The 26,079-nt window shown below is 48.1% G+C and carries 25 protein-coding genes and 1 riboswitch; of the genes, 7 read left to right on the top strand and 18 right to left on the bottom strand.

Features of this window, described 5'->3' with window-relative positions; genetic code table 11:
* Nucleotides 1-46: 46 nt before the first annotated feature.
* On the bottom strand, nt 47-1,831 hold the full coding sequence (gene thiC / locus MHI14_RS30435; protein WP_341132043.1) for a phosphomethylpyrimidine synthase ThiC: 1,785 nt from the start codon (nt 1,829-1,831) through the stop codon (nt 47-49).
* Nucleotides 1,832-2,250: 419 nt separating this feature from the next.
* Nucleotides 2,251-2,364, bottom strand: a riboswitch (TPP riboswitch).
* Nucleotides 2,365-2,514: 150 nt separating this feature from the next.
* Nucleotides 2,515-3,258 carry an IclR family transcriptional regulator gene (locus tag MHI14_RS30430; RefSeq protein ID WP_017690772.1) on the bottom strand — a complete coding sequence of 248 codons (744 nt, stop codon included), beginning with the start codon at nt 3,256-3,258 and terminating at the stop codon, nt 2,515-2,517.
* A 359-nt stretch (nt 3,259-3,617) separates the two neighbouring features.
* Here MHI14_RS30430 and MHI14_RS30425 point away from each other — a divergent pair, with 359 nt between their 5' ends.
* Together MHI14_RS30425 and MHI14_RS30420 are read left to right on the top strand one after the other, a co-directional pair.
* Complete coding sequence (locus MHI14_RS30425; RefSeq protein WP_341131971.1) at nt 3,618-4,643, top strand: alpha/beta hydrolase; 1,026 nt, start codon at nt 3,618-3,620, stop codon at nt 4,641-4,643.
* A gap of 150 nt (nt 4,644-4,793) precedes the next feature.
* Complete coding sequence (locus MHI14_RS30420) at nt 4,794-6,074, top strand: Fe-Mn family superoxide dismutase (protein WP_341131970.1); 1,281 nt, start codon at nt 4,794-4,796, stop codon at nt 6,072-6,074.
* A 148-nt stretch (nt 6,075-6,222) separates the two neighbouring features.
* Here MHI14_RS30420 and MHI14_RS30415 read toward each other — a convergent pair whose 3' ends face one another.
* The 8 genes from MHI14_RS30415 to MHI14_RS30380 all read right to left on the bottom strand — a co-directional run bounded on the left by MHI14_RS30415 (nt 6,223) and on the right by MHI14_RS30380 (nt 13,279).
* The gene (locus MHI14_RS30415) at nt 6,223-6,447 is read right to left on the bottom strand and encodes a hypothetical protein (RefSeq protein WP_091039003.1); all 225 of its coding nucleotides are present in this window, start codon (nt 6,445-6,447) and stop codon (nt 6,223-6,225) included.
* A 71-nt stretch (nt 6,448-6,518) separates the two neighbouring features.
* Nucleotides 6,519-7,373 (bottom strand): lipoate--protein ligase family protein, encoded by an 855-nt coding sequence (locus MHI14_RS30410; RefSeq protein ID WP_341131969.1) that lies wholly within the window; start codon nt 7,371-7,373, stop codon nt 6,519-6,521.
* Between the two features lie 189 nt (nt 7,374-7,562).
* Entirely contained in the window at nt 7,563-8,156 is a 594-nt protein-coding gene (gene folE / locus MHI14_RS30405) for a GTP cyclohydrolase I FolE (protein WP_036668229.1), read from the bottom strand.
* A 233-nt stretch (nt 8,157-8,389) separates the two neighbouring features.
* Nucleotides 8,390-8,653 (bottom strand): YneF family protein, encoded by a 264-nt coding sequence (locus tag MHI14_RS30400; RefSeq protein ID WP_017690778.1) that lies wholly within the window; start codon nt 8,651-8,653, stop codon nt 8,390-8,392.
* A gap of 165 nt (nt 8,654-8,818) precedes the next feature.
* Nucleotides 8,819-9,850, bottom strand: coding sequence for an HD-GYP domain-containing protein (locus MHI14_RS30395; RefSeq protein WP_091039000.1), 1,032 nt, complete (start codon nt 9,848-9,850; stop codon nt 8,819-8,821).
* A 20-nt stretch (nt 9,851-9,870) separates the two neighbouring features.
* On the bottom strand, nt 9,871-11,751 hold the full coding sequence (gene queG, locus MHI14_RS30390; protein WP_341131968.1) for a tRNA epoxyqueuosine(34) reductase QueG: 1,881 nt from the start codon (nt 11,749-11,751) through the stop codon (nt 9,871-9,873).
* A 171-nt stretch (nt 11,752-11,922) separates the two neighbouring features.
* Nucleotides 11,923-12,507: a signal peptidase I gene (gene lepB / locus MHI14_RS30385; protein WP_074096722.1), complete on the bottom strand. Its 585-nt coding sequence runs from the start codon at nt 12,505-12,507 to the stop codon at nt 11,923-11,925.
* Between the two features lie 346 nt (nt 12,508-12,853).
* A complete protein-coding gene (locus tag MHI14_RS30380; RefSeq protein WP_017690782.1) occupies nt 12,854-13,279 on the bottom strand; it encodes a GNAT family N-acetyltransferase in 426 nt (141 codons plus the stop codon).
* A gap of 419 nt (nt 13,280-13,698) precedes the next feature.
* On the opposite strand from MHI14_RS30380, the gene MHI14_RS30375 reads away from it, so the two are divergent.
* Nucleotides 13,699-14,310, top strand: coding sequence for a superoxide dismutase (locus MHI14_RS30375; protein WP_036614138.1), 612 nt, complete (start codon nt 13,699-13,701; stop codon nt 14,308-14,310).
* 266 nt (nt 14,311-14,576) lie between these two features.
* Here MHI14_RS30375 and mutY read toward each other — a convergent pair whose 3' ends face one another.
* Nucleotides 14,577-15,941: an A/G-specific adenine glycosylase gene (mutY, locus tag MHI14_RS30370; protein WP_341132042.1), complete on the bottom strand. Its 1,365-nt coding sequence runs from the start codon at nt 15,939-15,941 to the stop codon at nt 14,577-14,579.
* A 29-nt stretch (nt 15,942-15,970) separates the two neighbouring features.
* Nucleotides 15,971-16,369, bottom strand: a complete 399-nt coding sequence (gene acpS / locus MHI14_RS30365; RefSeq protein ID WP_076216711.1) for a holo-ACP synthase — start codon at nt 16,367-16,369, stop codon at nt 15,971-15,973.
* Between the two features lie 249 nt (nt 16,370-16,618).
* Here acpS and MHI14_RS30360 point away from each other — a divergent pair, with 249 nt between their 5' ends.
* Complete coding sequence (locus tag MHI14_RS30360) at nt 16,619-17,434, top strand: alpha/beta hydrolase family protein (RefSeq protein ID WP_091038993.1); 816 nt, start codon at nt 16,619-16,621, stop codon at nt 17,432-17,434.
* Between the two features lie 126 nt (nt 17,435-17,560).
* On the opposite strand, the gene nadE is transcribed toward MHI14_RS30360, so the two are convergent.
* The 3 genes from nadE to MHI14_RS30345 all read right to left on the bottom strand — a co-directional run bounded on the left by nadE (nt 17,561) and on the right by MHI14_RS30345 (nt 20,841).
* Complete coding sequence (gene nadE, locus MHI14_RS30355; RefSeq protein WP_341131967.1) at nt 17,561-18,370, bottom strand: ammonia-dependent NAD(+) synthetase; 810 nt, start codon at nt 18,368-18,370, stop codon at nt 17,561-17,563.
* 138 nt (nt 18,371-18,508) lie between these two features.
* Nucleotides 18,509-18,943 (bottom strand): BrxA/BrxB family bacilliredoxin, encoded by a 435-nt coding sequence (locus MHI14_RS30350; RefSeq protein WP_091038991.1) that lies wholly within the window; start codon nt 18,941-18,943, stop codon nt 18,509-18,511.
* 221 nt (nt 18,944-19,164) lie between these two features.
* Nucleotides 19,165-20,841 carry a two-component system sensor histidine kinase NtrB gene (locus MHI14_RS30345; RefSeq protein WP_165980451.1) on the bottom strand — a complete coding sequence of 559 codons (1,677 nt, stop codon included), beginning with the start codon at nt 20,839-20,841 and terminating at the stop codon, nt 19,165-19,167.
* Between the two features lie 214 nt (nt 20,842-21,055).
* On the opposite strand from MHI14_RS30345, the gene MHI14_RS30340 reads away from it, so the two are divergent.
* Nucleotides 21,056-22,324: a BaiN/RdsA family NAD(P)/FAD-dependent oxidoreductase gene (locus MHI14_RS30340; RefSeq protein ID WP_133387464.1), complete on the top strand. Its 1,269-nt coding sequence runs from the start codon at nt 21,056-21,058 to the stop codon at nt 22,322-22,324.
* Nucleotides 22,325-22,695: 371 nt separating this feature from the next.
* On the opposite strand, the gene MHI14_RS30335 is transcribed toward MHI14_RS30340, so the two are convergent.
* The 3 genes from MHI14_RS30335 to MHI14_RS30325 form a co-directional block, all read right to left on the bottom strand.
* Nucleotides 22,696-23,079, bottom strand: coding sequence for a hypothetical protein (locus MHI14_RS30335; RefSeq protein ID WP_091018768.1), 384 nt, complete (start codon nt 23,077-23,079; stop codon nt 22,696-22,698).
* A 111-nt stretch (nt 23,080-23,190) separates the two neighbouring features.
* On the bottom strand, nt 23,191-24,438 hold the full coding sequence (locus MHI14_RS30330) for an ABC transporter permease (protein ID WP_341131966.1): 1,248 nt from the start codon (nt 24,436-24,438) through the stop codon (nt 23,191-23,193).
* 21 nt (nt 24,439-24,459) lie between these two features.
* Entirely contained in the window at nt 24,460-25,191 is a 732-nt protein-coding gene (locus MHI14_RS30325; RefSeq protein ID WP_289391069.1) for an ABC transporter ATP-binding protein, read from the bottom strand.
* A 195-nt stretch (nt 25,192-25,386) separates the two neighbouring features.
* On the opposite strand from MHI14_RS30325, the gene MHI14_RS30320 reads away from it, so the two are divergent.
* Together MHI14_RS30320 and MHI14_RS30315 are read left to right on the top strand one after the other, a co-directional pair.
* Nucleotides 25,387-25,680 (top strand): AbrB/MazE/SpoVT family DNA-binding domain-containing protein, encoded by a 294-nt coding sequence (locus tag MHI14_RS30320; RefSeq protein ID WP_176873173.1) that lies wholly within the window; start codon nt 25,387-25,389, stop codon nt 25,678-25,680.
* 1 nt (nt 25,681) lies between these two features.
* Nucleotides 25,682-26,074 (top strand): type II toxin-antitoxin system death-on-curing family toxin, encoded by a 393-nt coding sequence (locus MHI14_RS30315; protein WP_341131965.1) that lies wholly within the window; start codon nt 25,682-25,684, stop codon nt 26,072-26,074.
* Nucleotides 26,075-26,079 lie beyond the last annotated feature (5 nt).

Raw genomic sequence — 26,079 nt, 5'->3', positions numbered from 1 at the left:
GGCTTTATCTCTATTTCAGACTGCCCAGCTTGCGCTGTACCGGCGCTTAGGACCGTGTCCGATATTCCTCGGCCTTTTCCTGCATGCCCGCTGCTACAGCCTCATTCTCGGACAATCCTTTATCCGCGGCAAAGGCACGAATGTCCTGCGTGATGCGCATGCTACAGAACTTCGGTCCGCACATGGAGCAGAAATGAGCTTCTTTGGCTCCTTCTGCTGGCAGCGTCTCATCATGGTAGGACAGCGCACGTTCAGGGTCCAGTGACAGGTTAAACTGGTCACGCCAGCGGAACTCGAAGCGTGCCTTGGACAATGCATCATCCCGGCGTTGAGCACGTGGATGGCCTTTTGCCAGATCGGCGGCGTGGGCTGCAATCTTGTAGGCGATGACCCCTTCCCGCACATCATCCTTGTTGGGCAGGCCCAAATGTTCTTTTGGTGTAACATAACAGAGCATGGACGTGCCGAACCAGCCAATCATGGCCGCACCAATGGCGGATGTGATGTGGTCGTATCCCGGAGCAATGTCGGTCGTCAGCGGCCCCAGCGTATAGAACGGTGCCTCTTTACATATCTCCATCTGCAAGTCCACATTCTCTTTGATCTTATGCATCGGCACGTGACCCGGCCCTTCGATCATCACCTGCACATCATGCTTCCATGCGATCTGCGTCAGTTCCCCGAGCGTAGCCAGTTCCGCCATCTGAGCTTCGTCATTGGCATCGTAGATACTGCCTGGACGAAGTCCATCTCCCAACGAAAACGCCACATCATACCTTTTCATAATCTCGCAGATTTCTTCAAAATGGGTGTACAAAAAATTCTCCTGATGATGCGCAAGGCACCATGCTGCCATAATGGACCCACCGCGAGACACAATGCCTGTCATCCGCTTGGCGGTCATGGGGATATAACGCAGCAGTACACCTGCGTGGATCGTAAAGTAGTCCACTCCCTGCTCTGCCTGCTCAATGAGCGTATCACGGTACAACTCCCAGGTCAGCGCTTCCGCTTCGCCATTCACCTTCTCCAGCGCCTGATACAGCGGCACCGTACCAATCGGCACAGGTGAATTGCGGATAATCCACTCCCGGGTGGTATGAATGTTTTTGCCTGTGGACAGATCCATCACCGTATCCGATCCCCAACGTACCGCCCAGGTCATCTTCTCCACCTCTTCCTCGATGGAGGAAGATACGGCAGAGTTACCTATGTTGGCATTGATCTTCACGTGAAAATGACGACCGATCAACATCGGTTCACTCTCCGGGTGATTGATGTTGGATGGCAGAATCGCACGTCCACTCGCCAGCTCCTGCCTTACAAATTCCGGTTCTACGCCCTCACGAATGGCGGCAAACTCCATCTCTGCCGTAATGACTCCCTGCCTCGCATAATGCATCTGAGTCACACAGCGTCCTGTCTGTGCTCGCAGCGGTTTGCTACGCAATCCAGGGTACTCTTCGGCGCCGGCTCTCTTCCCTCCGGGCTTTAGTCCGTTATCCTCCGGTTTAACCGTACGGCCCTGATAAGCTTCGACATCACCACGCTCTGTGATCCAACGGGTACGCAAGGCTGGCAGACCTGCACGGATATCGGCATGAAATCCGGGATCGGTCATCGGCCCGCTCGTATCGTAGACACGTAGCGGTTCGTTATGCTCCACCCCTTGGGGAGTATTCGTGTCATGAAGGGCTATCTCACGCTCAGGTACAGCAATGTCCGGCCGTGAGCCCTGAATGTAGACTTTGCGGCTGCCCGGAAAGGGCTGAATCCGTCCGGCCACTCCTGTTTCTTTTTCCACCTGCTGACCGTTATGTTCCTGCTCCATCGCTTGTTGTCCCGTTTGATTTCCTGTACTCATGTTCGCTTGTCTCCTCCTCAGTGTTCATCGCTTGTTTGGTTGGTATCGTCATTAGCTTACTTACGTACCTGTCCCAAATCATGCGCAATGCAGAGAAGAAAGAGCGATCCTACGCCAGACCAGGGGAGACACTTTTCATGTACAGTTAACAACAGACGGGGGCTGCCACAGATCATGAATCTATGGTGACTTCTCTCTCATCATACAAGCCCACTTTCGCAGGTTATTGAAAAAAGAAGTCAATGGAGTACGCGCTATATCGCCCGTTCACTGTATATAAAAAGCCGGTCCCCGAAGGAACCGACTTTTATGTCCATCACCAATAATGCACCTTCAATCAGCTCCTTAACGGAGACTACAAGGGTCACATCATGAGGTGGTTGAGGTCATATCGCCGATTACTTCCCTACGCTGGTATGATCCAGATCAGGTGCAAAGGGTCCGGAATCTCATGCGATTCCGTCTCAGTCCGGACAATTCGGACTCCCCCAGTAACGTTAGTAAGTTGCGGCTTACATAAGCCGCCGTTCATATTCAATGAAGCTGGCCCCGTAGGGCCGTCCATTACAGAGTAGCGCAACCGGAACATAAAAACAACCTTTATATTCCAAATGATCAAACTCCATTGGAGAAAAAAACTTACATAAACATCAGGATAACATGAGCCCCATCTGCGTAGCAGCATCCTTCAATACAGGTGCGTATTCATGCAATGTCTCCTGCGAGAGTCGACTGACAGGCCCTGAGACCGAGAGCGCAGCTGCAATATTGCCTCTGCGATCCATAATCGGTACAGATACCGCGGCAGCTCCCGGCTCACGTTCCTCATAACTCGTCGCATATCCGTTATCCCGGATATCTCCCATTTGCGCCAAATACACCGCCGGATCAATAAACACCGGCCATTCCGGGCCGTTCATCAGTTCTTCACGATCCTCGTCCGTGGCAAACGCCATCAAAACTTTGCTGGAAGCGCCCACAGACAGCGGGAGTCTAACACCAACGGGGGCGACTCGGCGAATCGCCTGATCACTTTGCACAGCCTGAATCCGTATCCGTTCACTCCCATCACGCAGGTACAGACTCACGGTCTCCCCCAATCGATCTCTCAGTCGCTCCATCGCAGGCAACAGCAGAATAGCAGGATCGTCACTGCGGGACATATGAGCTGACAGCTCCCAGATTCGGATGCCAAGTCGGTACTTCTCTGTTGCTGCATCACGGATCACGAACCCTCGATCCTCCAGCGTAGCCATCAAACGGTGCACTGTACTTTTGTGCAAGCCGATCTGGCTGGCAATTTCGGTGAGTCCCAGATCACTGCGTGTGGTAAAACATAATAATATATCCAGCGCCCGTTCCACAGCCCGGACGGTTAACTTGCGATCTTCCATGGCATAATGCCCTCCTCATGTTTCATCACATGAAACTTGGTTACATAAATTATATGAGAAACGGTCTCATCTGTAAACCAAAAAGAGCCAAAATCGAAATAGGCCAACCTGTAAATTTTTCCTTTTTATAAGACTTAATCCCCTGTAATTTACACACTAAGGTAATGTTACCCATATATCTTAAGAACTATATAACAATTGCGTAACAAATGCCCTCAATCAATTGACTTTGACTATACTGGAACATACGATAAAGATATATTACATTAAGACATCGCTCTGAAGCAGGCTCTGAAATCGACGCAATTCTCTTTTCATGTCGTTGTTATCTTCAACTGAACTTCAAAGGAGGGGCATTCATGTATCCAACATCCCAGAGCGAAGCCCCGCTGCAAACAAAAGTGTCCGATCTGCCCTCTTCCCTATCACCGAGGCTGATTCGGTTCAAACATATTATCGTAGCGTTGCTGCTCTCCGTTGTATTTTTTCTACTGTTTTGTTTTATCGCACTGCATGGTTATATCGCATGGGTATTATCCAATCCAACGGTAGCGCCTGTCTTCTCCAATCCGATGCAAGCCAAGAACATGAAGTATGAAGACATCACGTTCCCGGCAGCAGATGGCAGCCGCACGATGCAGGGATGGTATATACCTGCTGATAATGCTGCAAGCAAAACGATTATTTTCAGTCACGGCTATGGTGCCAATCGTGAAGAAACATGGGTACCTATGTATGACCTGGCACACTATGCCCATCAACTTGGGTTCAACGTGGTCATGTTCGATTATGGCTTCGCCTCACAGGTGAACAAAGCTGTAGCCACAGGTGGCAAAGCTGAGTCACAGCAATTGCTCGGTGCGATCCAGTTCGCCAAGCAACGTGGTGCGCAGGAACTGGTTGTCTGGGGCTTCTCGATGGGTGCCGGTACAGCGCTTCAGACTGGGCTGATTACACAGGAAGTGGATGCAATGATTCTGGACAGTACGTTCCTGCTTGAGCCGGATACGCTGTACCACAACATTCATAACCAGATCGATCTCCCGCGTCAGCCTACACTCGAGATCATGAATCTGTTGTTCCCTATTTTGAATGGTACCGGATTGCAACAGATCCCCTATCAGGAAGTGAAAAAGGAAGATTATCCGTTCCCGATTTTCTTTATCCATGGTACAGAGGACGAGAAGGCGCCTTATCCAATTGCGGAGCAACTCGCCGCCAATCAGACCAATCCGTACTCGGATGTATGGATTGTCCAGGATGCGCATCATGAGTTGATCTTCCGGGAGCATCCAAAGGAATATCTGCGCCGTGTCTCAACTTTCCTGAGTCATGTAACGAAGACAAGCAGTGACGATGTGCAGAACACGAATAGTGGAGAATAACCAAATTTCAATCATCGAATTTTTTCCAGAGCCCTCAGGGGCTCTTTTTTTTTGCACTCATAGGACAACAAGCTCGCGGAATATACTCTTGGGACGCATGAACAGATGGTCTGCATGTAATGAATTTCATCTGAAGGAGGTTCAACATAGATGAACTGGTATGGATATGGTCACCTACTGCCTCTGCGGACATTGGAGGAAATCCGTTTCTGGAAAGAGCAGGAGAAAGAACATACACTCGTCATTCGTGCCCTGGTTCCTGATCTGGAGCCCCCATACGTCAAGCTACTGGAGGAATGGGAGGCTACCTTTGCAAACAGCGAGCGAGTAGCCAATCAGCTTTTAAAACAACTATTGCCCGCAACCCATCCGCCTGCTCCCTACATCGTTCGTTGTATCGATCAACTTGTGTTGGCAGCTCGGCAGCAATCGAGAGAGTTCATCAAACAGCTGTATGTTCTTCTGGAACAAAGTGCTGCTGTGCAAGCTGTTCCGCTTGCCAAAGTACTTATTCTACATTTTATCCGCGAATCGGAGTATTTTCTGGGCGTATTGGATACGCTTGGCCAACCTAGCATCTTGCGCGAAACGGATTCGGAGCCGTCACTTTTTCTGGAAAATGCGTTGCATACGTCAGAGTCAGGAAGCATCCATCGCCAAGCTTCAGAAGCTCCAACTTCTCCAGAGGGAAATGTAAATGCACCTGCCGCTTCAGCTCAGATCCAATCCGCAACCATTCAACCGCCTTCTACCGGAACAACACAAGCCACACCCAGCTCTACAGCACCTCCCGTAAAAGAAAAGCCGGTTCCCATCGGAGGACACACACTGCCGCCTCTCCCCTATGCATACAATGCGCTGGAGCCACATATTGATGAGCTGACGATGCGTATCCATCATGACAAACACCATCAATCTTATGTGGACGGACTAAATGTAGCAGAGAAAAAGCTGGCAGAATCGCGAAAAAAGAATAATTTTGAACTCATCAAACATTGGGAACGTGAACTCGCCTTCAACGGGGCAGGCCACTACCTGCATACGATCTTCTGGACCATTATGAATCCTGCTGGAGGCGGTAAACCTTCCGGTATGCTCGCAGAACAGATCAAACGGGATTTCGGAAGTTATGAAGCATTCAAGAATCAATTCACGGAAGCCGCGAACAAAGTGGAAGGCAGTGGTTGGGCGATGCTTGTCTGGAGCCCGAGAGCACACCGTTTGGAGATTTTGCAGGCGGAAAAACACCAGAACCTGTCCCAGTCCGATATCGTACCGCTCCTGCCCCTGGATGTGTGGGAACATGCCTACTATCTGAAACATCAGAATGAACGTAAAAAGTATATCGAGGATTGGTGGAATGTCGTCTACTGGCCGGCTGTAGCTGAACGGTACGAAACAGCACGCAAGTTGTTGTGGCCGCCTTATTAAGCTTGAGCTTAGATGGATGAGAGAAAAAAAGAGATATCTCCAGCCGAATGACTGAAAGATATCTCTTATGGTGTAGACAAAAAAGCAAGCCTCTTTTAAAAAGAGACTTGCTTATATTTTGAGAGACTTCCTATTTCAAAATGCTCACTTAAGAAGCACAGCCCTCGCACGCTACATAGTTGTCGCCAACCTGTTTGCTAATAGCAATCAGGTCGCCCAGCTTGATATCTGCCTCATCTGTAAACTCCAGATCTGCAATACGAGCAACGATCAGTGCAGCAGCCTCTTCCTTGCTTGTTGCCATTTGGCTGAACTCAGACTTTTCGCCTGTAGATACAACCTCATATAAGTACGTATATCTCAACGTTTCCATCCTAACACTCTCCTTCCGAAATCACATCATATCATCTCTATTACCCAATTCCAAGTCCGATTATCAAGAACTCAATCATAGCGCAGTTTCATCTGCTCAGCTGTGAGACGTACTTCTTCAGAGCCAACACTAAGCACCCTGCTGGCTTCCGCCTGCGGATAGCGATCACGCAGAGTTCGAACCAAAGCCGCAGTATATGCCGCAGCTGAAGGTACACCTGCCAATTCTTTCAGACTTGCCATCGTGCCAGGCTGAACATCAGGATATCCTTCACTCGCCCCGCCTGCTGCATGCTGATAAAATTGACGCACGTCCGCTGCCAGTTGATCTCCCTGACCTTCCACGATGATAAAAGCAGTAATAATATACGCCTTTGCCTGTCTGCGCTGGGCAATACCACAGAATTTCAATCCACCTACACTGACATCATAGTCTCCCGGGCAAAAAGCACCCTGAACCTCACCAGTTTGCGCCTGATTCGACCACGGCGTTAGCGACTCGGCAATAATCGAAGCCATCTTCCGGAAATCATCATGAATATTGATGGCATGTCCGGGATTAGGCAGAATCAGTGACACATTAACTACCCCTGGATTCAAGGGCACTGCCGCTCCACCGGAAGGCCGAACACAGACCGCTGTCCCTTGGCTTCTTATCCGTTCCATCGCTTCTACAGCCTGTGGCAACCTGCGGTCACGCAAACCCGCTACAAAGGCATCTGGGTGTCTCCATATATGTGCAACAGGCAGATGCCCTGCCCCAACCCGCCTGCACATGACTTCTTCCCAAGCAAAAGCTTCGAGTACACTACTACCTTGTCGCATGAGTGGTGTCTCCCAGATTTGTAGACGCAATGTAGCCTGTTTATCTGCCTGTAGTCCCTTTTCCGGCTGAACCGGTTGATCTGAATGGGAAGGTACACTCATCGTTCCATTACCTCCGGCTTAACGAATTCATATGTATCCAGTATATAGGAATGACAACGCATATATAAATAAGCCGGTTCCCAAGGAACACGGCTTATTTATATCGCATCCTATGGCTTAGAAACTGCTACTTCCAAAACCAAAGAAACTTACTCATCCGGCTTGTCCAGCAAGTGGACATACCTGATTTTAATCTTTCACCAAAGACAAGAACTCCGCACGTTGTGCCGGATTCTCACGGAAAGAACCACGTACAGCAGACGTCACCGTCTTGCTTCCCGGTTTCTTCACGCCGCGGGAACACATGCACAAGTGCTCGCCTTCCACAACGACCATAACTCCATGAGGCTCAACGGCCTCTGTCAGAATGTCAGCGATCTGTGAAGTAATACGTTCCTGAACTTGCAGGCGACGTGTTACGGCTTCGACCAGACGAGCCATTTTGCTCAGACCAACGATCTTGCCGCTTGGTACATACCCAATGTGCACCTTGCCAAAAAACGGCGCCATATGGTGCTCACATTGACTGTAGTAGACAATATCCTTGACGATAACCAGTTCTTCGTGATTCTCGTCAAACGTGACACCGAGCACATCGCGCGGGTCTACTTCATATCCACCAAAAATTTCTTCATACATTCGGGTCACACGTGCAGGCGTTTCAAGCAGCCCTTCACGTGTACTATCTTCTCCGATCAATTTCAGGATCTGCTCTACATGATACTCGATCTTCTCCCGATTGTCGGATACTTTTGAATTCAAATAATCTTTAACGCCAGCCACTGCCGAACGCCTCCTTTCGAACCACATACTTTAAGAGGTTGTTCAAAAAGTACGCTTTTGATTACGATGGATGCCTAACGGCATCATCAACGTCGAATATGAAATTCAGCCGAAATGTCCGTTGCTCACGTAGTTTACTACGCTCCGCTACTCCATTTCTAGCTTCATCCCATCTTCTCGGTACTGAAAACCCAACTTTTTGAACACGCACTTTAAGCAGTTATTCCCTGCTATTATTTTCGGCGGCCCGAACTTTTACGCGCAGGATGCTGTTGCGGCTGAGGCATTTTCGCTCCTGGCTGCTGATTCTTCATCATCTGCTGGGCACGCTGCATTTGCTTGCCATTCAGGTTGTAGCCCATTTGCTTCGCCATTTTCTGAAGCATGTCCGGATTGCTTTGCATTTTCTCAAGTTGTTTACGCAAGTAGAACACCCCGATGAAAAATCCCCCGACCAGACCAACAATCAATGTGATAATCGGTATAACAATATCCATCTCTTAGACACCTCTGTATGCATTCTAAAAAGCCTGATAATCCGTGTCACTTCATGATGTTCAACACACATGTTGCAAACCTGACACAGACCGGATTTCCTGAAAGTATCATAGCATTTCCGCACGCCTTGAGCAAACGGATTTTCCAGTTGAACCGCACACAAGCTACGTCATGACAGCTTCAATGAAAACGGTTGTATGCTGAGCCAGATCGATTTCAACCACATCCAGAGAATAACGCGTACTTCCGCGCGCCACCCTGATTACAGGTCTGCCGGGCAATCCCCGATGTTGACGCACAATGACTCCAGTCTCTTTGGTGGACAGTCGTACCGCTGTACCATTGGGATACACGGATACACTCTTGTTGAACTCAATCAGAATGTCCCGATCCAGCTTTGTACCAGACAACGCCATCATCTCTTCACAGGCCTCATGTGGCATCAAACTGTCCTTGGATAAACCATTAATGAGATTATCATAGATATTAGCCACACTAACGATTCTCGCAAACAGATGAATGTCACTCCCCTTGATCCCTCTCGGCATGCCTGTACCATCTACATGCTCATGATGTTGCAGGGCTGTATGGGCGACCAACAGACTGAACTCCCGTTTGTTCTTAATCACTTCGAATCCACGCCATGTATGGTGCAGCGAAGAATTCGCAGCAGAGCCACTGCCCGGAGGTTCCCCCACTTTGCCTATATCATGCAATAATGCCCCCACAGCAAGGTCCTTCAGTTGATTATAATTGAGTCCCATATTCAGTCCGATGACCGAAGACAACAAACATACATTCATCGCATGAACATATTGTGCATTGTCTTTGGTACGAATATCGGTGAGCTGCACTAACAGTTCACGCCCGTTCAGTACATCATTCAGCAACTTCTCTATACTGAGGGCAACCTTTCTCGGACTCCAGTCTTTCCCCGAGCGAATGGATTCGAGTGTGACACTCATTTCGTTAATTATTGCCCGTTTCGTGGTTTCATCCAGAATGTCCTCTGGTTCCACATCTTTATACGCTTCATCCTGGATGTATAACATGGTCACGCCAATACGCTTCAACGTATTGACCATGTATACGGTGAGCTGGACTCCGGCAGACAGCAGTACCGTACCGTTACTGGAATATACCGTCTTGCCCAGAAGCTCCCCCGCTTCCACGCTCTCCACGTTTACATATTTCATGAACGTCCCCCGCTCTTACGTTACGATCGCTGCTCCAATGCGAGCAATTGCTCCTTGGTTTGCAGACCGCCTACATAACCCACCAGGGTACCGTCTCTACCGCTGATACGGTGACAGGGAATAATAATCGGAATCGGATTTTTGCTAATGGCGTCCAGAACTGCACGAACAGCCTTGGGTCTGCCGATGATTTCCGCAACCTGTTGGTGTGATGAGGCCTCTCCATAAGATATATCGGACAGAACTTGCCATACTTGTAGCTGGAATGGTGTTCCAAGCCGATCAAGCTGCAAGTCGAACGTTTTTCTCTCCCCTGCAAAATACTCCTTTAACTGCTTAGCAGCTTCGCTGAGCTTCTCTTCATTCTTCTCATATCGATACTCGCCAATCCAGGTGCGGGCCCATTGTTGCAGATGAGCCTCGCGCACGTGAAAAGCGCCAAAATCAATGTGACACAGTCCTTCATCCGTCGCGCATAACGTAAGAGTACCAATCGGTGTCAGTATCTCATCGTAGTAGACGGGCTTGCCATGAAGACCTGTAACGGCTGAAGGTTTCCACGCTGCGGCTTCCGGTTTGGCAGGCTGTGCAGACTGCTCACTACCCGGTTCAATCCCAGCTTCCATTTTCAAATCTTGTTGTAACGCACGCAAGGCATTGTTCTCGTTGTTCTGTTCCTCTTGCTGCTTCTCACTCACTTGCCCAGCCTGTGGCTGTTTGGGTAAGGTCTCGGACGAACTCAGTCGCTCCTCGGCCTTCTGCAGCATGCTTAGTACGTTCCCATCTTGTTCGTTAGCGGCAGCTTCCCCAATTGCTCTCATGGCGTCTTCTCCTCCAATTCTGCTTAACGCCCAAGCTGCGGTTCCCCGCAACTCGGGGCGCGGATCACGTTTTAGTACTTCTGTAAGTTTGGGTACAGCACTTTTGTCTTTGAAATTGCCCAGGGCAATAACGGCGTTGCGTTGAATCGGCTTCTTGCCCCGCCAAGCGGCGGAACTCTGACCGAAACGTTCCTTGAATTCCCGGTTACCGATGTCCAGCAGCGGCAGCAGGAGTGGCTTCACAATCTCCGGATCGGGGTGAAACTCGGGATGGTGATCCCAATTCTTGCCCCGATTCTTTGGACAGACAATCTGACATGTGTCACAACCGTACAGACGGTTGCCTATTTTCAGCATAAATTCTTCATCCACGAACCCTTTTGTCTGGGTTACAAAAGAAATACAACGCTGTGAATTCAACTGCCCCGGGCCCACCAATGCTCCAGTAGGACAGGCATCAATACATTTTGTACATTCACCGCAGTCTTCGGTCACAGGTGTGTCTGGTTGAAAAGGAATATTCGTTACCAGTTCTCCGAGAAAAATCCATGAACCGAATTTGGGTGATATAATCGCACAGTTTTTGGCGCTAAAACCAATCCCCGCACGCTGGGACACCGCACGATCCACCAATGCTCCGGTGTCTACCATACTTTCGATCATGGCCTCAGGTACACGTTCACGTATAAAGTTTACCAGCTTGTCCATCGCTGCACGCAGGACCTGATGATAATCCTGGCCCCAAGCCGAACGGGCAAAAATGCCTCGATACGCACCAGGCTCCGATTTCGGCGGATTCACCATTTTGGATGGGTATGCCACGGCTATTGCGATCAGTGAAGCGGGCTCGCCATCTTTTAAGGCGGGGTGCACCCTTTTTTCAATATCCGGCTCTTCAAATCCTGAAGCATACCCCTTATCCCGCGACTGCTCCAGCAGCGACTTCAGGGAAACAAAGGGATCAGCCGAAGCAAATCCGATATCATCAATGCCCAGTCCGGGGCCAGCTGCCTTGATCTCCTGTTTTAACTTCTCCCATACGGAGGCATCCTGTGCTGCCCCGGTCTGTACGCTCGTCATTTCTCTTCCCTCTCTTCTTCCGACACTTATTCCGTAAATAGTGAACGCCCGCCTCACGGTAAGAGGACAGGCGTTAATTTCTATATATGCCTTGCATACTTGAATTCAAACGGAACGAGTCTATATGGTTTAACGCAAAATGCAGTCTGAAGTTGTTGTCCTGTCAGCATTTTACAATTTCTTCAATTCAGAAAACGGCCAGAAAATAAATTCAGCCTTGCCTACAATCTGGTCGGATGTAATACTGCCAAACACTCGGCTATCCTTACTTTTGCCTTCATGACGATTATCCCCCATCACGAAGAAATGATCCGGCTCCAATGTGATTGGGCCAAAATCAGGGTCCTGCACCTCAATATCAGTGTACGTTTCCGCTTGTTGCTCGCCGTTCACATATAGATGGTGATCCCTGACCTCAATTGTATCTCCCGGAAGTCCAACGATCCGTTTCACCAGAAAATCCTTCTTCTCCACGCCTTCGCTTGGATCACGAAGTACAATCACATCTGATCGGGAAGGAGTACCCAGATGGTATACGATTTTGTTGACGAAAAGGCGATCTCGCTCAACCAGTGTCGGCTGCATGGACTGTCCCTTGACCATTGACAGATTAAACACAAACAGGTTCAGCAGCATCATGATTACAAAAGCAACAACAATCGTTTTGACCCAGTCCCACAGCTCGACAACCCAGGATTTCCCCGGTTGTTCAGGCTTTGACGGTTCATTACGTTGCTCGGAAGTCACATGTTCCATTGAATGATTATTGGAATTCAAAGGGACACCTCATTTATTAAATAGTTGAATTAAACTTGTAACATGGTGACCATACTCCCTTTCAGTCTACTTCATTTGGGAGAGTGAAACAATTGGTTATGAGCACCAATACCTTCGTTATCGTGAATACAGCCGGGATAGTCGCGTTAATTTAAATAGAATTCGGAGACTCCGAAGCATGTTCATAAAATGAGGGAACCAGAGGAATATGACGTGAAGAACACTCATATAAATAGAAAGGCACATCCCTCACGTTCTTACACGTTAAAGAGATATGCCTAATATGAAATGAAAATCTTTTTTTATTTCTTTTTAAACATGCAAACTAAGCTTTGGACAAAATACTAAGAGTCTGGAAAGCGCTCATAATCTGATTGGCACCGTAACCCATTGCTTCATATAGAGGCATGGCTACTTTGTTGTGCTCATCACCCGCCACCCATACCTGGCTGACTTTACGCTGCTGGAACCGCTGTTCCATAGCCTCGACAAGTGTTTTGCCGACTCCACGGCGACGATAGTCTGGATGTACCGCAATACGGTAGATACAACCCTGGTTGTGATCAATCGTACCGATCAAAGCGCCTACGAGGTCTCCCTCTTCTTCCGCAACCATGATCAGGTCAGAATCCCATGACAATTGACGGGCAAACGGGCCCATCGTGTTCTCATAACACTCTTCCGATAGTGCAACCTGGAGAAGCTCCGTCATCTGGCTTGCATCACTCAACTGAAAGGAACGAACGTGCATGTCTTAAATCTCCCTTTTCGTTAGCTTAGATGAGGTTTTTTACAAAAAGGGAATCCCTTTTTACCAAAAACCCAATGTTCATATAATGACAAAAAACGAGAAAATACCGCTTCTTCGTCAATTAAACCATACTTTTCTCCATAAAACACGCATTTTCTTTTGAAAGCGCTTAATTGTAACCGTTTACATACGAATATTAAACTTTTCATCCATTTAAACGCCTGAAAACACATAAATAGTTGCATAATGGGTAAAATATGTTTGTTATCTCTGGCCCATCATTAGATCAACGCTTCGGGGGACTTAATAAACAAAAATGTTGCTTAATTAGCTCGAATGCGGTTTAATATTAGTGGCAAGGGTATTATTACATATGTACCTGTTCTCAAAAAAACTAAAATCTCAGGAGGTATTTCATTATGACTTTTCAATTACCAGCACTTCCTTACGCTAACGACGCACTGGAACCACATATCGATGCAAAAACGATGGAAATCCACCACGATCGCCATCACAATACTTATGTAACTAACTTGAACGCAGCTCTGGAAAGCGCTCCTGAACTGCAAGAAAAAAGCTTGGAAGATCTGATTGCTAACCTTGACAGCGTACCTGAAGGCATCCGCACAGCGGTTCGCAACAATGGTGGTGGACATGCTAACCACAGCTTGTTCTGGGAAATCATTGGACCTAACGGCGGCGGCGCTCCTACAGGTGATATCGCAGCAGCTATCGATAGCGAACTGGGTGGTTTTGATAAATTCAAAGAAGATTTCGCTAAAGCAGCTACAACTCGTTTCGGTTCCGGCTGGGCTTGGCTCGTAGTTGGCAAAGATGGCAAGTTGTCCATCACTAGCACACCTAACCAAGACAGCCCTCTCTTCGAAGGTCTGACTCCGGTTCTGGGTCTGGATGTATGGGAGCACGCTTACTACCTGAACTACCAAAACAAACGTCCTGACTACATCGCCGCTTTCTGGAATGTAATCAACTGGGATGAAGTGAACAAACGTTACGCTTCTGCAAAATAAGACTGTTAGTATGCAACAGTTAACATAAAAGAGAGCCTGATTCGGTCGTTGTGACCGTGATCAGGCTCTCTTTTTGCTATCGCTATAGTTATAGTTAATGGGTGTTTTGTTTCTAACGAACCCAGGACACGCTATTGCTCCATATTTCATCGTATCGCGAACCTAACGAATCTCAGAGTAGCTATTTCCCCAAATACGAGCTTTAATGCGCACTTTTGGGTTGATTTGGCTATGATAACGTCACTCAGGTTCGTTAGCTCCCCCATTTAATCATTCACTTGATCATACGCACCGGCAAAATAACTGCTGATCAGCTTCAGAAATATGTTGGGGAATGCCATCTTGTCCATATCTTCCGGACCGATCCAGCGGTAGGTCAAGCCATCACCTTTACCTGTCAGTGTCAGCGTGCTCAGCGCAGGATCACTAACGTCAGATGACATCAACATCTCTCCATCGTTAAGCGATGTTGAGATGTTCTGCGCATTAGGCGTGCCCGGCTCCGATGAATGCGTTGTGTCTGACTCAGGTGACACAGCTGATGATGAGGCTGTGCCCTCCCTTGTTGCCGCCTGTGCATCGTAGGCGGCTCTGGCTTCCGCTGCGATCAGCGGAAGCTCACTGCTCTGGTCCTGCTCGGTACACTTGTACACCTGCAGGCTCCAGACAATGTGGCTGAACACATGCTCCGCATGGGTAGCCAGCCCTTCCGGGCGGGCAGCGAAGCCTTCCGCCCATAGACTGCCGGCCAGCAATGCCATGGCCGGCTCATCCGCCAGCGGCGCTGCCTTCTTGCTCGCTGCGGCGGGCGCCGCGAGCACATGTGGCAGCTCCCACATGCGGGCCAATAGGCCCGTGTCTGGGCGCTGGCGCACAAGCACTTGGCCGCGATGAGCACCGCGGCCCTCCACAATCGCGACCAGCCGCTGCTCAGGGCGCGGCGGCTTCGCCTTGGTCTTAACCGGCAGCGTAAGCTCTCTTCCGGCGATACGGCCGGAACATTGCTCCATGACCGGGCAAGTCAGGCAGTGCGGCGCTTTGGGTGTACACACCAGCGCACCAAGCTCCATCAGCGCCTGATTGAAATCACGCGCCCGCCCTTCCGGAATGAGCTCTCCTGCGAGCTCTTCCATTAACACCCGGGTGCTGCCCTTCATAATGTCCTCATCGATGAGGAAGTATCGGGACAGTACCCGCATGACATTGCCATCTACCGCAGGCTGCGGCTGGTTGAAGGCAATGCTGAGAATGGCCCCGGCAGTATACGGGCCCACCCCTTTTAATGCAAAGACAGCCTGTTTCTCCTGAGGCATCTCTCCTCCGTGCAGCTCCATGACTTGTCTCGCGGCAGCCTGAAGATTACGTGCACGGGAGTAATACCCGAGTCCCTCCCAATTTTTCAACACATCCTCTTCGGGTGCTTCCGCCAACGCCTGCACGGTCGGGAAATTCCCGATAAAACGATTGAAATACGGAATTACCGTATCGACCCGAGTCTGCTGAAGCATAATCTCCGATACCCATGTGAAATACGGATTGTTGTGGCGACGCCACGGCAAATCCCGTCGGTTGACCATATACCAGTCTAGCAAATTCACGCTGAAATGTTGTTTCTGTTCCTGTAAACCCATATTTCCGTCCTCTCCTATTGCCAAGCTAGCTACTTTTCCATCTGTTCTACGATCGCAAAGGCCGCTGCCAATTCCGTCTGATGCGTAATACTCAAATGAATGTCATATTGCTTATCGTATGGCAGCTGCAGGCGTTCCCAGGCTTGACTGGACAGCGAGGCCACTGGACGTCCTGTCCCATCCGGCAGCACCTCAATGTCAGTGAAGCCCATGACACCACCAATACCGCAGCCAAATGCCTTAGACACCGCTTCTTTCGCTGCAAATCGACCGGATACAAACTCCGTCATCCGCTTCCCTCGACGAACCGCGATCTCCCGCTCTGCTGGCGTTAAAATTCGTTTCAGAAATGCTTCCGCATGGCGACCGGACAGCAGCTTCCGCATACGTCCAATCTCCAGCACATCATTACCAATGCCATATATCATCAACGCTTCACCCGCTTAATCTTTTATACTGTAAGAGGTTGTTCAAAAGTTCCATCTTCTTGGTACTGAAAACCGCTCTTTTTGAACATGCATTGTAAAAGATCTCCATTCAATCACATGATCCGTAACTCTCCGAACACGTATTCTATTGTAGCAGGAGGGGCGATCAGAAGCGAGTACCTATCCGCATTCCCATATATGCTAAAATATGAATCAGGAATCGTCTGAAATTCTTAGGAGGTCTGAATAATGCCCATAACTTTTGAATTGCCCACTGACGTAGATGCGATCATTCGCGGAGACTTTTTCCCTGCACAACAATCCGCTCAAGGCGTCATCATCCTGGCTCACGGATACAAAGGCTTCAAAGACTGGGGCATGTTCCCCTACGCAGCTTCACAGCTAAGCCAGACACATCATGTGCTGACCTTTAATTTCTCTCACAACGGTATCGGCGAATATCTGGAGCAATTCTCTGAACTTGAAAAGTTCGCAGTGAATACCTACAGCCGGGAGCTTGCCGATCTGGCCCTGGTACTGGAACATGTGGCTACACAACCTGAACTCACTCGACTTCCTGTATACCTGGTTGGCCACAGCCGCGGTGCGGGCGTAAGTCTCGTCTATGCACTGGATCATCCCGAGCAGGTGGCAGGTGTCATCTCCTGGAATGGCGTAACCAATCTGGATCTCTTCACAACAGAGCAAAAAGAAGAAATGCGTACGCATGGCCGCAGCCATGTCGTTAACGGACGAACAGGCCAGCAGATGCCACTGGACGTGGCTATTCTGGAAGACCTGGATAAGCATAGCGAACGTTACGCTATCATTGATCGCTTGGCTTCTTCACCTGTGCGAGTCGCACTCATTCAGGGAACAGAAGATCCCCAACGTCTGCGTGACGGTTCTGCCGCACTTGTGCAAGCACGCCCTGATATCCCATGGCACCAGATACCCGAAGGGAACCACACCTTTAATACGGTACATCCATTTAAAGAAACCACTCCGCAACTGGAGCAAGCCATCACCCAAACCCTGCAACAGATCAAAGACTGGAATAGGTAACTCATCTTTAATATAGTAGTCACCTGGATTTTTGCGATTTCTCGTTCCACATAACAAAAAGAGTCACTGCGTGAGCAGTGACTCTTTTTGCATTCCCTATATAACGATCATGCTCATCCATCCGTATTAGATCCCAGGAATGGCATTGCGTTTGTGATGTGTGCGCGTATAGAACGCTTCGAGGCGCTCTTGTGCAGCCTGATCGATCTGTTTGCCTTCGAGATAGTCGCTGTTCGCTTCATACGAAATTCCCAGCTCATCTTCGTCCGTCTGACCTTCCCACAGTCCTGCCGATGGTGCTTTGTCCAAAATAGCCTGTGGCACGTTCAGATATGCTGCCAACTGGCGTACCTGACGTTTGTTCAGGGTGCTCAGTGGTGTAATATCCACAGCACCGTCGCCCCATTTGGTATAGAAGCCTGTAATGGCTTCGGACGCATGATCCGTACCTACAACGAGCAGGTTTTCTTCAAACGAAAGCGCATATTGCATAACCATACGAGTTCTCGCCTTAACATTACCTTTGCCTTGGTGAGTCATATGGCGTGGGCTGCCCAAAGATTTGAAACCTTGCTCCACTTCCAGCGCAATCTCGTTAACTGCATCTTCGATATTGGTTTCCACGACATGCTTCAGATCGTATGCTTTGGCTACCGCGTAGCTGTGATCGATATCGGATTGTTCACCATAAGGTTGGAACACACCAAGCGTTTTGTACTCTTGGTTGTTCTCTTGCGTGAGCTCGTCCGTCGCTTTTTTGCAAAGCGCCGTAGCCACTGCACTGTCAATACCGCCACTGATCGCAATCAGCAAACCCTTGGCACCCGCATTTTTCACATACGTCTTCAGAAAATCAACACGCTTGCGTACTTCCTCTTCCTCATTAATGCTTGGTTTAACCTTCAATTCAGCGATGATCTGTTGTTGCAAACTCATCGTTCACACACCCCGTTTCTAAATGAATGAAATTTGATGTCCAGCTTGAAAGGTCCGAATGGTTCAATAACCTTATCTATCCAAAATGAAACGCCCCGGCATCGGTGATCCGAAGGGCGGGGCGTTCTATGGAGCGAATTAACGGCAGTAACGGTCAAATGCACTTTTGAGATCAGCCGCAATATCCTCTGCAGAACGGTCTTCCACTTGATGACGCTCGATAAAGTGAACGAGTTCTCCGTCTTTCATCAGAGCGATGGACGGTGAAGATGGAGGATACGGTGCAAAGAATTCACGTGCTTTTGCAGTTGCTTCTTTGTCCTGACCAGCAAATACAGTGTACAGGTGATCCGGTGTAATATCGTGCTGAAGTGCTTGGGACACACCTGGGCGACATTGACCTGCGGCACATCCGCAGACAGAGTTAATGACAACCAGCGCTGTTCCTTTTGCATCCGGAAGACTTGCTTCCACTTCTTCAGGAGTACGCAACTCCTGGATTCCTAGACGAGTTAACTCATCCCGCATGGGTTGAACCATATCTTTCATGTATTGATCAAATGACATCGACATTCGGTTTCACTCCTTATAAATGGTTGTTCTATGATCTCGATAGAATTAAAGGCGAATAACTCTCCAAAACAACGTTACATTCATATCGAACATTATGGATGTAATGATGTGCTATTCCTATTATACATCCATAAGCAATGAAAGCAAGATTCAGAAACCGCCTGCGGAAAGGCCTCTTCCATAATATTATGTCTCAATGTCTGGCAAAATATGCTGAATGACTAACGTTCAAATGCCACCTTGAAGGTCGTGCCCTGGCCTTCCTCCGATTCCACAGTAATGGTTCCATTATGTCGTTCCACAATACTTAAGCACATGGACAATCCAAGTCCGGTTCCTTTGGCTTTTGTCGTATAGAAAGGTTCAAACAGCTTTTCCTTCTTCACTCTGGGTAGACCAGGTCCTGTGTCACGTACACACAGTTCCACTTTATCATCCACTATCCGTGTCTCCAGCGTAAGCACGCCCTTCTCATTCATGGCTTCCATCCCATTACGGGCCAGGTTCAACACCACCTGTTTGATTTCCTTAGAATTGAGATGCAGCTTCGGCACATTATGGGCCAACATGAGTTCAATACTCTGACCACGCAGGTTCGCATCCGCCCATAACAACGGACTCAGTTCATGTATGATATCGTGCAACTGGGATTCTTCTTTCTCGGCGATACGATTCTGAGCCAAAGACAAGAAATCATTAATGATACTGTTGGCCCGGTCCAGCTCTTCCAGAACGATCCGGTAATAGTGATCGAGGGAGTCAGGACTCTTTTCCTGCATAAGTTGAAGAAAGCCACGCACAACCGCCATTGGATTACGCACCTCATGCGTAATGCTTGCAGCCATCTGCCCCACCAGACTGAGACGATCCACATTATCCAGTTCACTTCGCAACATCTCAAGCTCCGTGATATCCTGAATGATCAGCATGGCTCCTGTAACTTCTCTCGCAGACTCTGTTGAAAAGGCATAGATCGGTACGGTTCGGGACTGAAATACGTATGCACCGTAACGAACGGTCAACCCACTAATCTCACCATGAACGATGGCTCTGCGAATGCTTTTATCCATCTTATCCGCCTGACCTTGTTCAACAAATTGACTGGCAGGCTGTCCAATGAGATCAGGCGTGGAGGTACAAGGTAGCTGCTCCCTTGCGGTTTGCTCCATCATCTCATTGACAAACATGACTGTGCCTTGTTTATCTACGGTAGCAATGGAGAGAGGCACTGCATTCAGAATCTGATGAAGTTTCTCCGTTTCGGCTATGTATCGGTGGTGGACTTCCGAGAGATGCTGCTCCAGCCCGCGATAGTGCTTCATCCGTTCCAGCCATAGCAGACTCAGACTGCCCGCAACAATGGCTCCAGCGGTATATCCAAGTGCTGTAAGTATCATGTAGGTCGCAGAGTATGTGGATTCATTCTGGAGGGATGCGATCCATAACAGACTCGTTACAATCAGTTCCATTGTAATCAGGATGATGAGGATCGCCATTTTGCGTGAAGGTGTATTATGCTTGAATCGTTTGGCAGACAACCATACAATAGGATAGAGAAGAATGCCCGTATGAAGGAGAAATCCGTACAGATCATAGGAATGCGCAAAAAGAAAATAGAAGAGAATATGTAGAATGGACAGCGTTGCGCCTATAGCGGACTTACAATACAAAATAACAAGTATCACAGGTACGATGCTTAATGAGATGGGCACAGCCACCGGGCTTGCATCGAGCGCAAACAGCAGACACAATAACATGCTAGCGACACTTGTCACAGCAAAACTGGTATGAACGATTCCGGCATGTTCCATTCTGGCAATAGCCCGCTTGGAAAGTACCAGACGGAATAAGGGAATCAGATATACCGCCGACCCTGCCAGCAGTACTTGTAAAAGCATGTCCTTTAACGCAACCACAATGCCATCTCCTCCTCTGCCTGCACATTCCCTCATGTATTTCTGATTAAAACATAGGCGACAGTATATTACAATATATCCCTTAAGACTGCACAATAGAACTGCTCATAACTCCATTATATTTCAGAAAAAGCCAGGAGTAGACACATTTTTACGTAAAACAGACAAAATCAATGAAAAAAGAGGGTAATAACATATGTATGATGTCATTGTAATTGGTGGTGGATCTGCGGGCCTGATGGCTTGCGTTGCTGCTGCCGAGCATGGAGCCTCCGTGCTTCTGCTGGATAAAGGAGATCAACTGGGTCGTAAACTCGGCATCTCTGGCGGAGGTCGCTGCAATGTAACCAATGCCAAGGAAACGGATGAACTCATCCGACATATTCCGGGTAATGGACGCTTTTTATATAGTTCGTTTCAAAATCTGGACAACCAGGGAATCATGCGTTTCTTCGAGAATCTCGGAATTGCCCTGAAAGAAGAAGACAACGGCAGAATGTTCCCTGTAACCGATAAAGCAAAAACCGTTGTGGATGCGCTGGTAGGCAAAATTGTCTCCCTCGGCGTTGAGATTCGTACCAAAGAACCGGTTAAGGAACTCATTCAGAACGGTCAGCACGTACAGGGTGTTAAATTGCTCTCAGGTAAAACGATCCTTGGACGCTCTGTCATTATCGCTACTGGTGGCAAATCCGTACCCCAAACCGGATCAACCGGAGATGGTTACCCCTGGGCTGAGGCTGCGGGGCACACGATTACGGAGTTATATCCAACCGAAGTGCCTATTGTGTCTGGGGAGAGTTGGATTCAATCCAAAGAACTGCAAGGTTTGTCTTTGAGGGATATCGGCTTATCTGTATTGGACGCCAAAGGAAAAACCGTCATCTCCCATCGGGGGGATATGATCTTCACGCATTTTGGAGTGTCTGGACCGGTTGCACTGCGTTGTAGCCAATTTATCCGCAAGGTTCAGATGAAGTCTGGAAACCCACAGGTCATCATGAGCATTGATCTGTTCCCGGAGCTGTCCCCAGGTGCATTGGAAGCACAGGTTCAGCAGGTATTGGAACAAGAGTCCCGCAAGGCTGTCAAAAACATACTGAAAACATGGGTTCCAGAGCGCATGATTCCATTAATGATGAAACGGGCAGAGATCAGCGATGACCTCACGTTCCACCATTTTCCTAAAGGTATGTTAAGCAACTTGTGCGGGCTAATGAAAGCTTTTACCTTCCGTGCAGACGGAACAAGATCGCTCAAAGAAGCCTTTGTCACTGGGGGAGGAATCCACTTAAAGGAGATATACCCAAAAACGATGGAATCCAAGCTGCTGCCTGGACTATTCTTTTGCGGTGAAGTTCTGGATATTCACGGCTACACCGGAGGGTATAATATCACCGCTGCATTCTCAACGGGATATACGGCTGGCATGCATGCAGCTGAATATAAACACGCTAAACTATAAATAGAGGTTATTCAAAAAGTCCGCTTTTGATTACGAATCATGCCTAATGGCATCATCAGCATCGAATATGAAATTCAGCCGAAATAGGTTGATGCCTACGAAGTATGTTTCCTTCAGAAACATTGTAGTTGCTCACGTAGTTTTCCCTACACTCCGCTACTCCATTTCTAGCTTCATTCCATCTTCTCGGTACTGAAAACCGAACTTTTTGAACTCTCAATACTAGGTATTACACACTTTAAGCGCATGATGAATTGCTTCAGATGTCAAAAACCCCGAGATCCACTATCTGTGGAGTATCGGGGTTTTTGGGCATTATGCCATTTTAGAAAGACGGAACGAACCACTCTTAACTTGTGATCTTTTCCCTTCTATGCTTTGACACTGCCTGAGAATCCATCAGCCGAATCATCGTATGTCGGGTCATCGCTATAGTTATGTCTGCCTTGCTCCGTCTGGCTTCCCTGGTTTCCGTTCGCATAACCCTCATTCCAGTCTTCATTCACGAGATGAGCCGGAATCGATATATTCTGAAACTGATCCAACTCTTCCGTTTGTGAGGCAAATACGGCACTTCCTCCATGAGATTGTACAATCTCTACGGCAGACTGAGGATCTTGGCGATCTGTAGGGATGTACAATTCCAGCGGGCCGGACTGATACGGTTTATATCCCAATTCCTCCAAGGTTGCCCTGGCGGCATTCAACGCTGAATCGTCTGAAAAATGCACCTGTAGTTCGCTATTATCCATCATCGTCTCTTCCTCCTTGCTACAGCTAATCTCTCATCATCCATAGATGAGATTCTTCTTCTATAGCATGGGCAGATATAGCGCACGATATGCTCCGAATTAGAAAGGAATTCCTTAGGCCCGGGTCAACCGAACCCATCCGGCAATAGATAAGACACAGAGTCCAAAAGCCACCGCACCTGCAGCTGTCAGAATACCGACGATCCAGCCGAGCCAAGCCAATCCCAGCGTGAATCCCATAAGAATACCAATCGGGACAAACAACATCCGAACCATCACTGAACCTGCAAGATGCAGCGCCTCCGAGTCATATGTTATAAGCTGAACATAGTCGGACGTGGCAAAAACGTCCCAAGAACGATAAAACATCACCGTCAACATGATGATTAATAACGCACACACAATGATATTGACCGGAAAAGGTGGTAATGCAACTGCTGCGATGGATAGTCCGCCAAGCTGCAGATACAATTTCATCGTGGCCGAGTTCCGGAAAAATGCCTTGAATGCAATCTCCGCTGTCCGATTCGCGATGGAACGATTGCGTAACAGTTTACGCGGTTTGCGGAAGATGATGGACCGTGTTCGTGGGGCTTTCGGCTTGCTCACCGCCCGACTTAACATTAGAGCTGTAAGCTGTAGCCTGCTCCGCAGATCCTCCCGCACATCCCCTTCAAACGTTCCCTTCATCAACAGCCTCATCTGTCCAACTGTAATCAGAAGAAGCATGATAATTACGATTCCAAATATGATTTTCCACGTCTGTCCATACATCCATGATGTCGCATGAATGGTCATATAACCTATGCCAATGACGAGAGGGATCATCTGAATCCAGCGTCGCCATCCTGTATGTCGAACCTTCGTCATATGTAGTGTTATGGCTTGAAATGACGCTATTGCACCAAACCAGACAGCCATAAGTGCAATCTGGAGATTCGACATCTCATAGACACGGGACCACAGGGGAGCAGTCAGCGCTGTAATCAACAACATTTTGCCAAGATGTCGCAGACAGGACCGGTAGAGCCCTTGCCTCATTAACGTGCGTATCCACAACGGCCTTGATTTCAAAAACAATACATCCGCTTCCTCCACAAATATCAACACACCACCGGTAAGCATAACGACGTCAATCAGCCCAGTCAGTACGGGTAGTGGTAATCCTGTCGCCCATGCAGGCAGCGGTTTGGTCCACAGACTCGTGTACCACCCAATCAGATAGAGTACGCCCGGAACAAGCAGATATACCCAAACCGTCCAATCCACGACGAGTCTGAGATTTTTCATTTGTTCCCTGAAGTGCTCTTTGCGTCTTCGCCTGTATAAACGAAGTGGGGTATAACGCTGGGAAGTTTCCATTCTCTCTCACCCTCTCTCTATCTAAGACGTCAGTACATCAAAACAGTCAAACAAAGAGGCTTCCGGCAATCCTGCCGCTTCACGGATCTCATCCAATGTTCCCTCGGCAGCAGATCTGCCCGAAGCAATCAGAATAAACCGGTCGCAGATTCGTTCAGCGGTATCCAGCACATGCGTAGACATGAGCACACCCGCACCACGGCGACGTTCATCATCTAGTAATTTTAGAAAATCCTTGGTTGCACGAGGGTCCAGTCCAATGAACGGCTCGTCCACAATATAGATATCCGGTGAAGACAGAAATCCGATCATCAGCATCATTTTCTGCCGCATGCCCTTCGAAAAACTGGCTGGAAGATCATTCCGAACATGGTCCATACCGAAACGAACCAACAGCTCCTCCGCTCTGGCAACAAAACCTTCTTCCTCCATTTCATACGCCGCTGCAGCCAGATCAAGATGTTCCCATAGCGTCATATATTCATAAAAAACCGGTTGCTCCGGGATATAGGCATAACGACCATCTCCTCCAATCGTCACTTCATAGTTCGCATGTTCCAGCAGACCAAGAAGTGTTTTGATTGTGGTACTTTTGCCCGCACCATTTGGTCCGATAATACCCACCAGTTCTCCTCGCGCCACATCCATTCGAATATTGCGTATGGTCGATTTTCCCGGCTCGTATCCTGCCTCGGTAATATGTACGTCCAATATGGACTCCTGTACTTCCGTACTGTTATATTCCGTTCCCATATCATTCACTCCCTGTTCTGATCAGGCGTTTATTTCATTCTTTATGTTTTATTGTAATCGAGTTGCGGGTTGTATGTTTGATCATTTTGAGCATTTTGAAGTACAAACCATGTTATAATGTTATTACATACTAACATTATTACATACAAATGTATTACTTTCATAAGTTAGATCATACTATAGGAGGAATATATCATGAATGGTGGGGCTCAGATGAAAGAGGAGCATTCCAAAAGAAAAATTCTTTCTCGCAAAATAGGCAAGATGGGAAACAGCTTGGGCATTAGCTTGCCTAAGGTTTTGATTGATAAGCTCCATGTTTCTCAGGGCGATGAGATTGAATTTATTGAAAACAGTCAGGGAGAAATTGTACTAAAAAAGGTTAAACAAATGAAAATACCCGAACATGTAAGACCCGAAGTACTGGAAGCTTTCTTCGACGTTTTCGAAGAAGATGAGGATATCCTAAATGATTTAAGGGATCGTTAAGATGACCATATTCCTTTCCATTGAAGAAGTAGTAGCCGCTCACCATTTTATGATGAAGAAGATGAATGATACAGCACAAGCTGGGGTTAAGGATTCTGCTTTGTTGGATTCTGCGATAAATAGACCTCTCCAAAGTTTGTTTGGAGAGGATGCCTACCCTTCCATATTTGATAAAGCTACTGCCTTATTAGTGTCATTGGTTAAAAACCACTGTTTCTATAACGGAAATAAACGTACAGCTTATCTTGTAACCAAGTCCTTTCTGCGAGTGAATGGCTACCATTTGCAGATGGAACGTAAATATGCCGTAGAATTTATGGTCAACATTGCCGAAGGCGAGTATACATTTGAAAAGATAGTACACTTATTAGAAGAACATTCAGAAGAACGCTAACTCAT

Source organism: Paenibacillus sp. FSL K6-2393, from assembly GCF_038002545.1.
Lineage (GTDB): Bacteria > Bacillota > Bacilli > Paenibacillales > Paenibacillaceae > Paenibacillus.
This window is presented reverse-complemented; position numbering and strand designations above follow the sequence as displayed.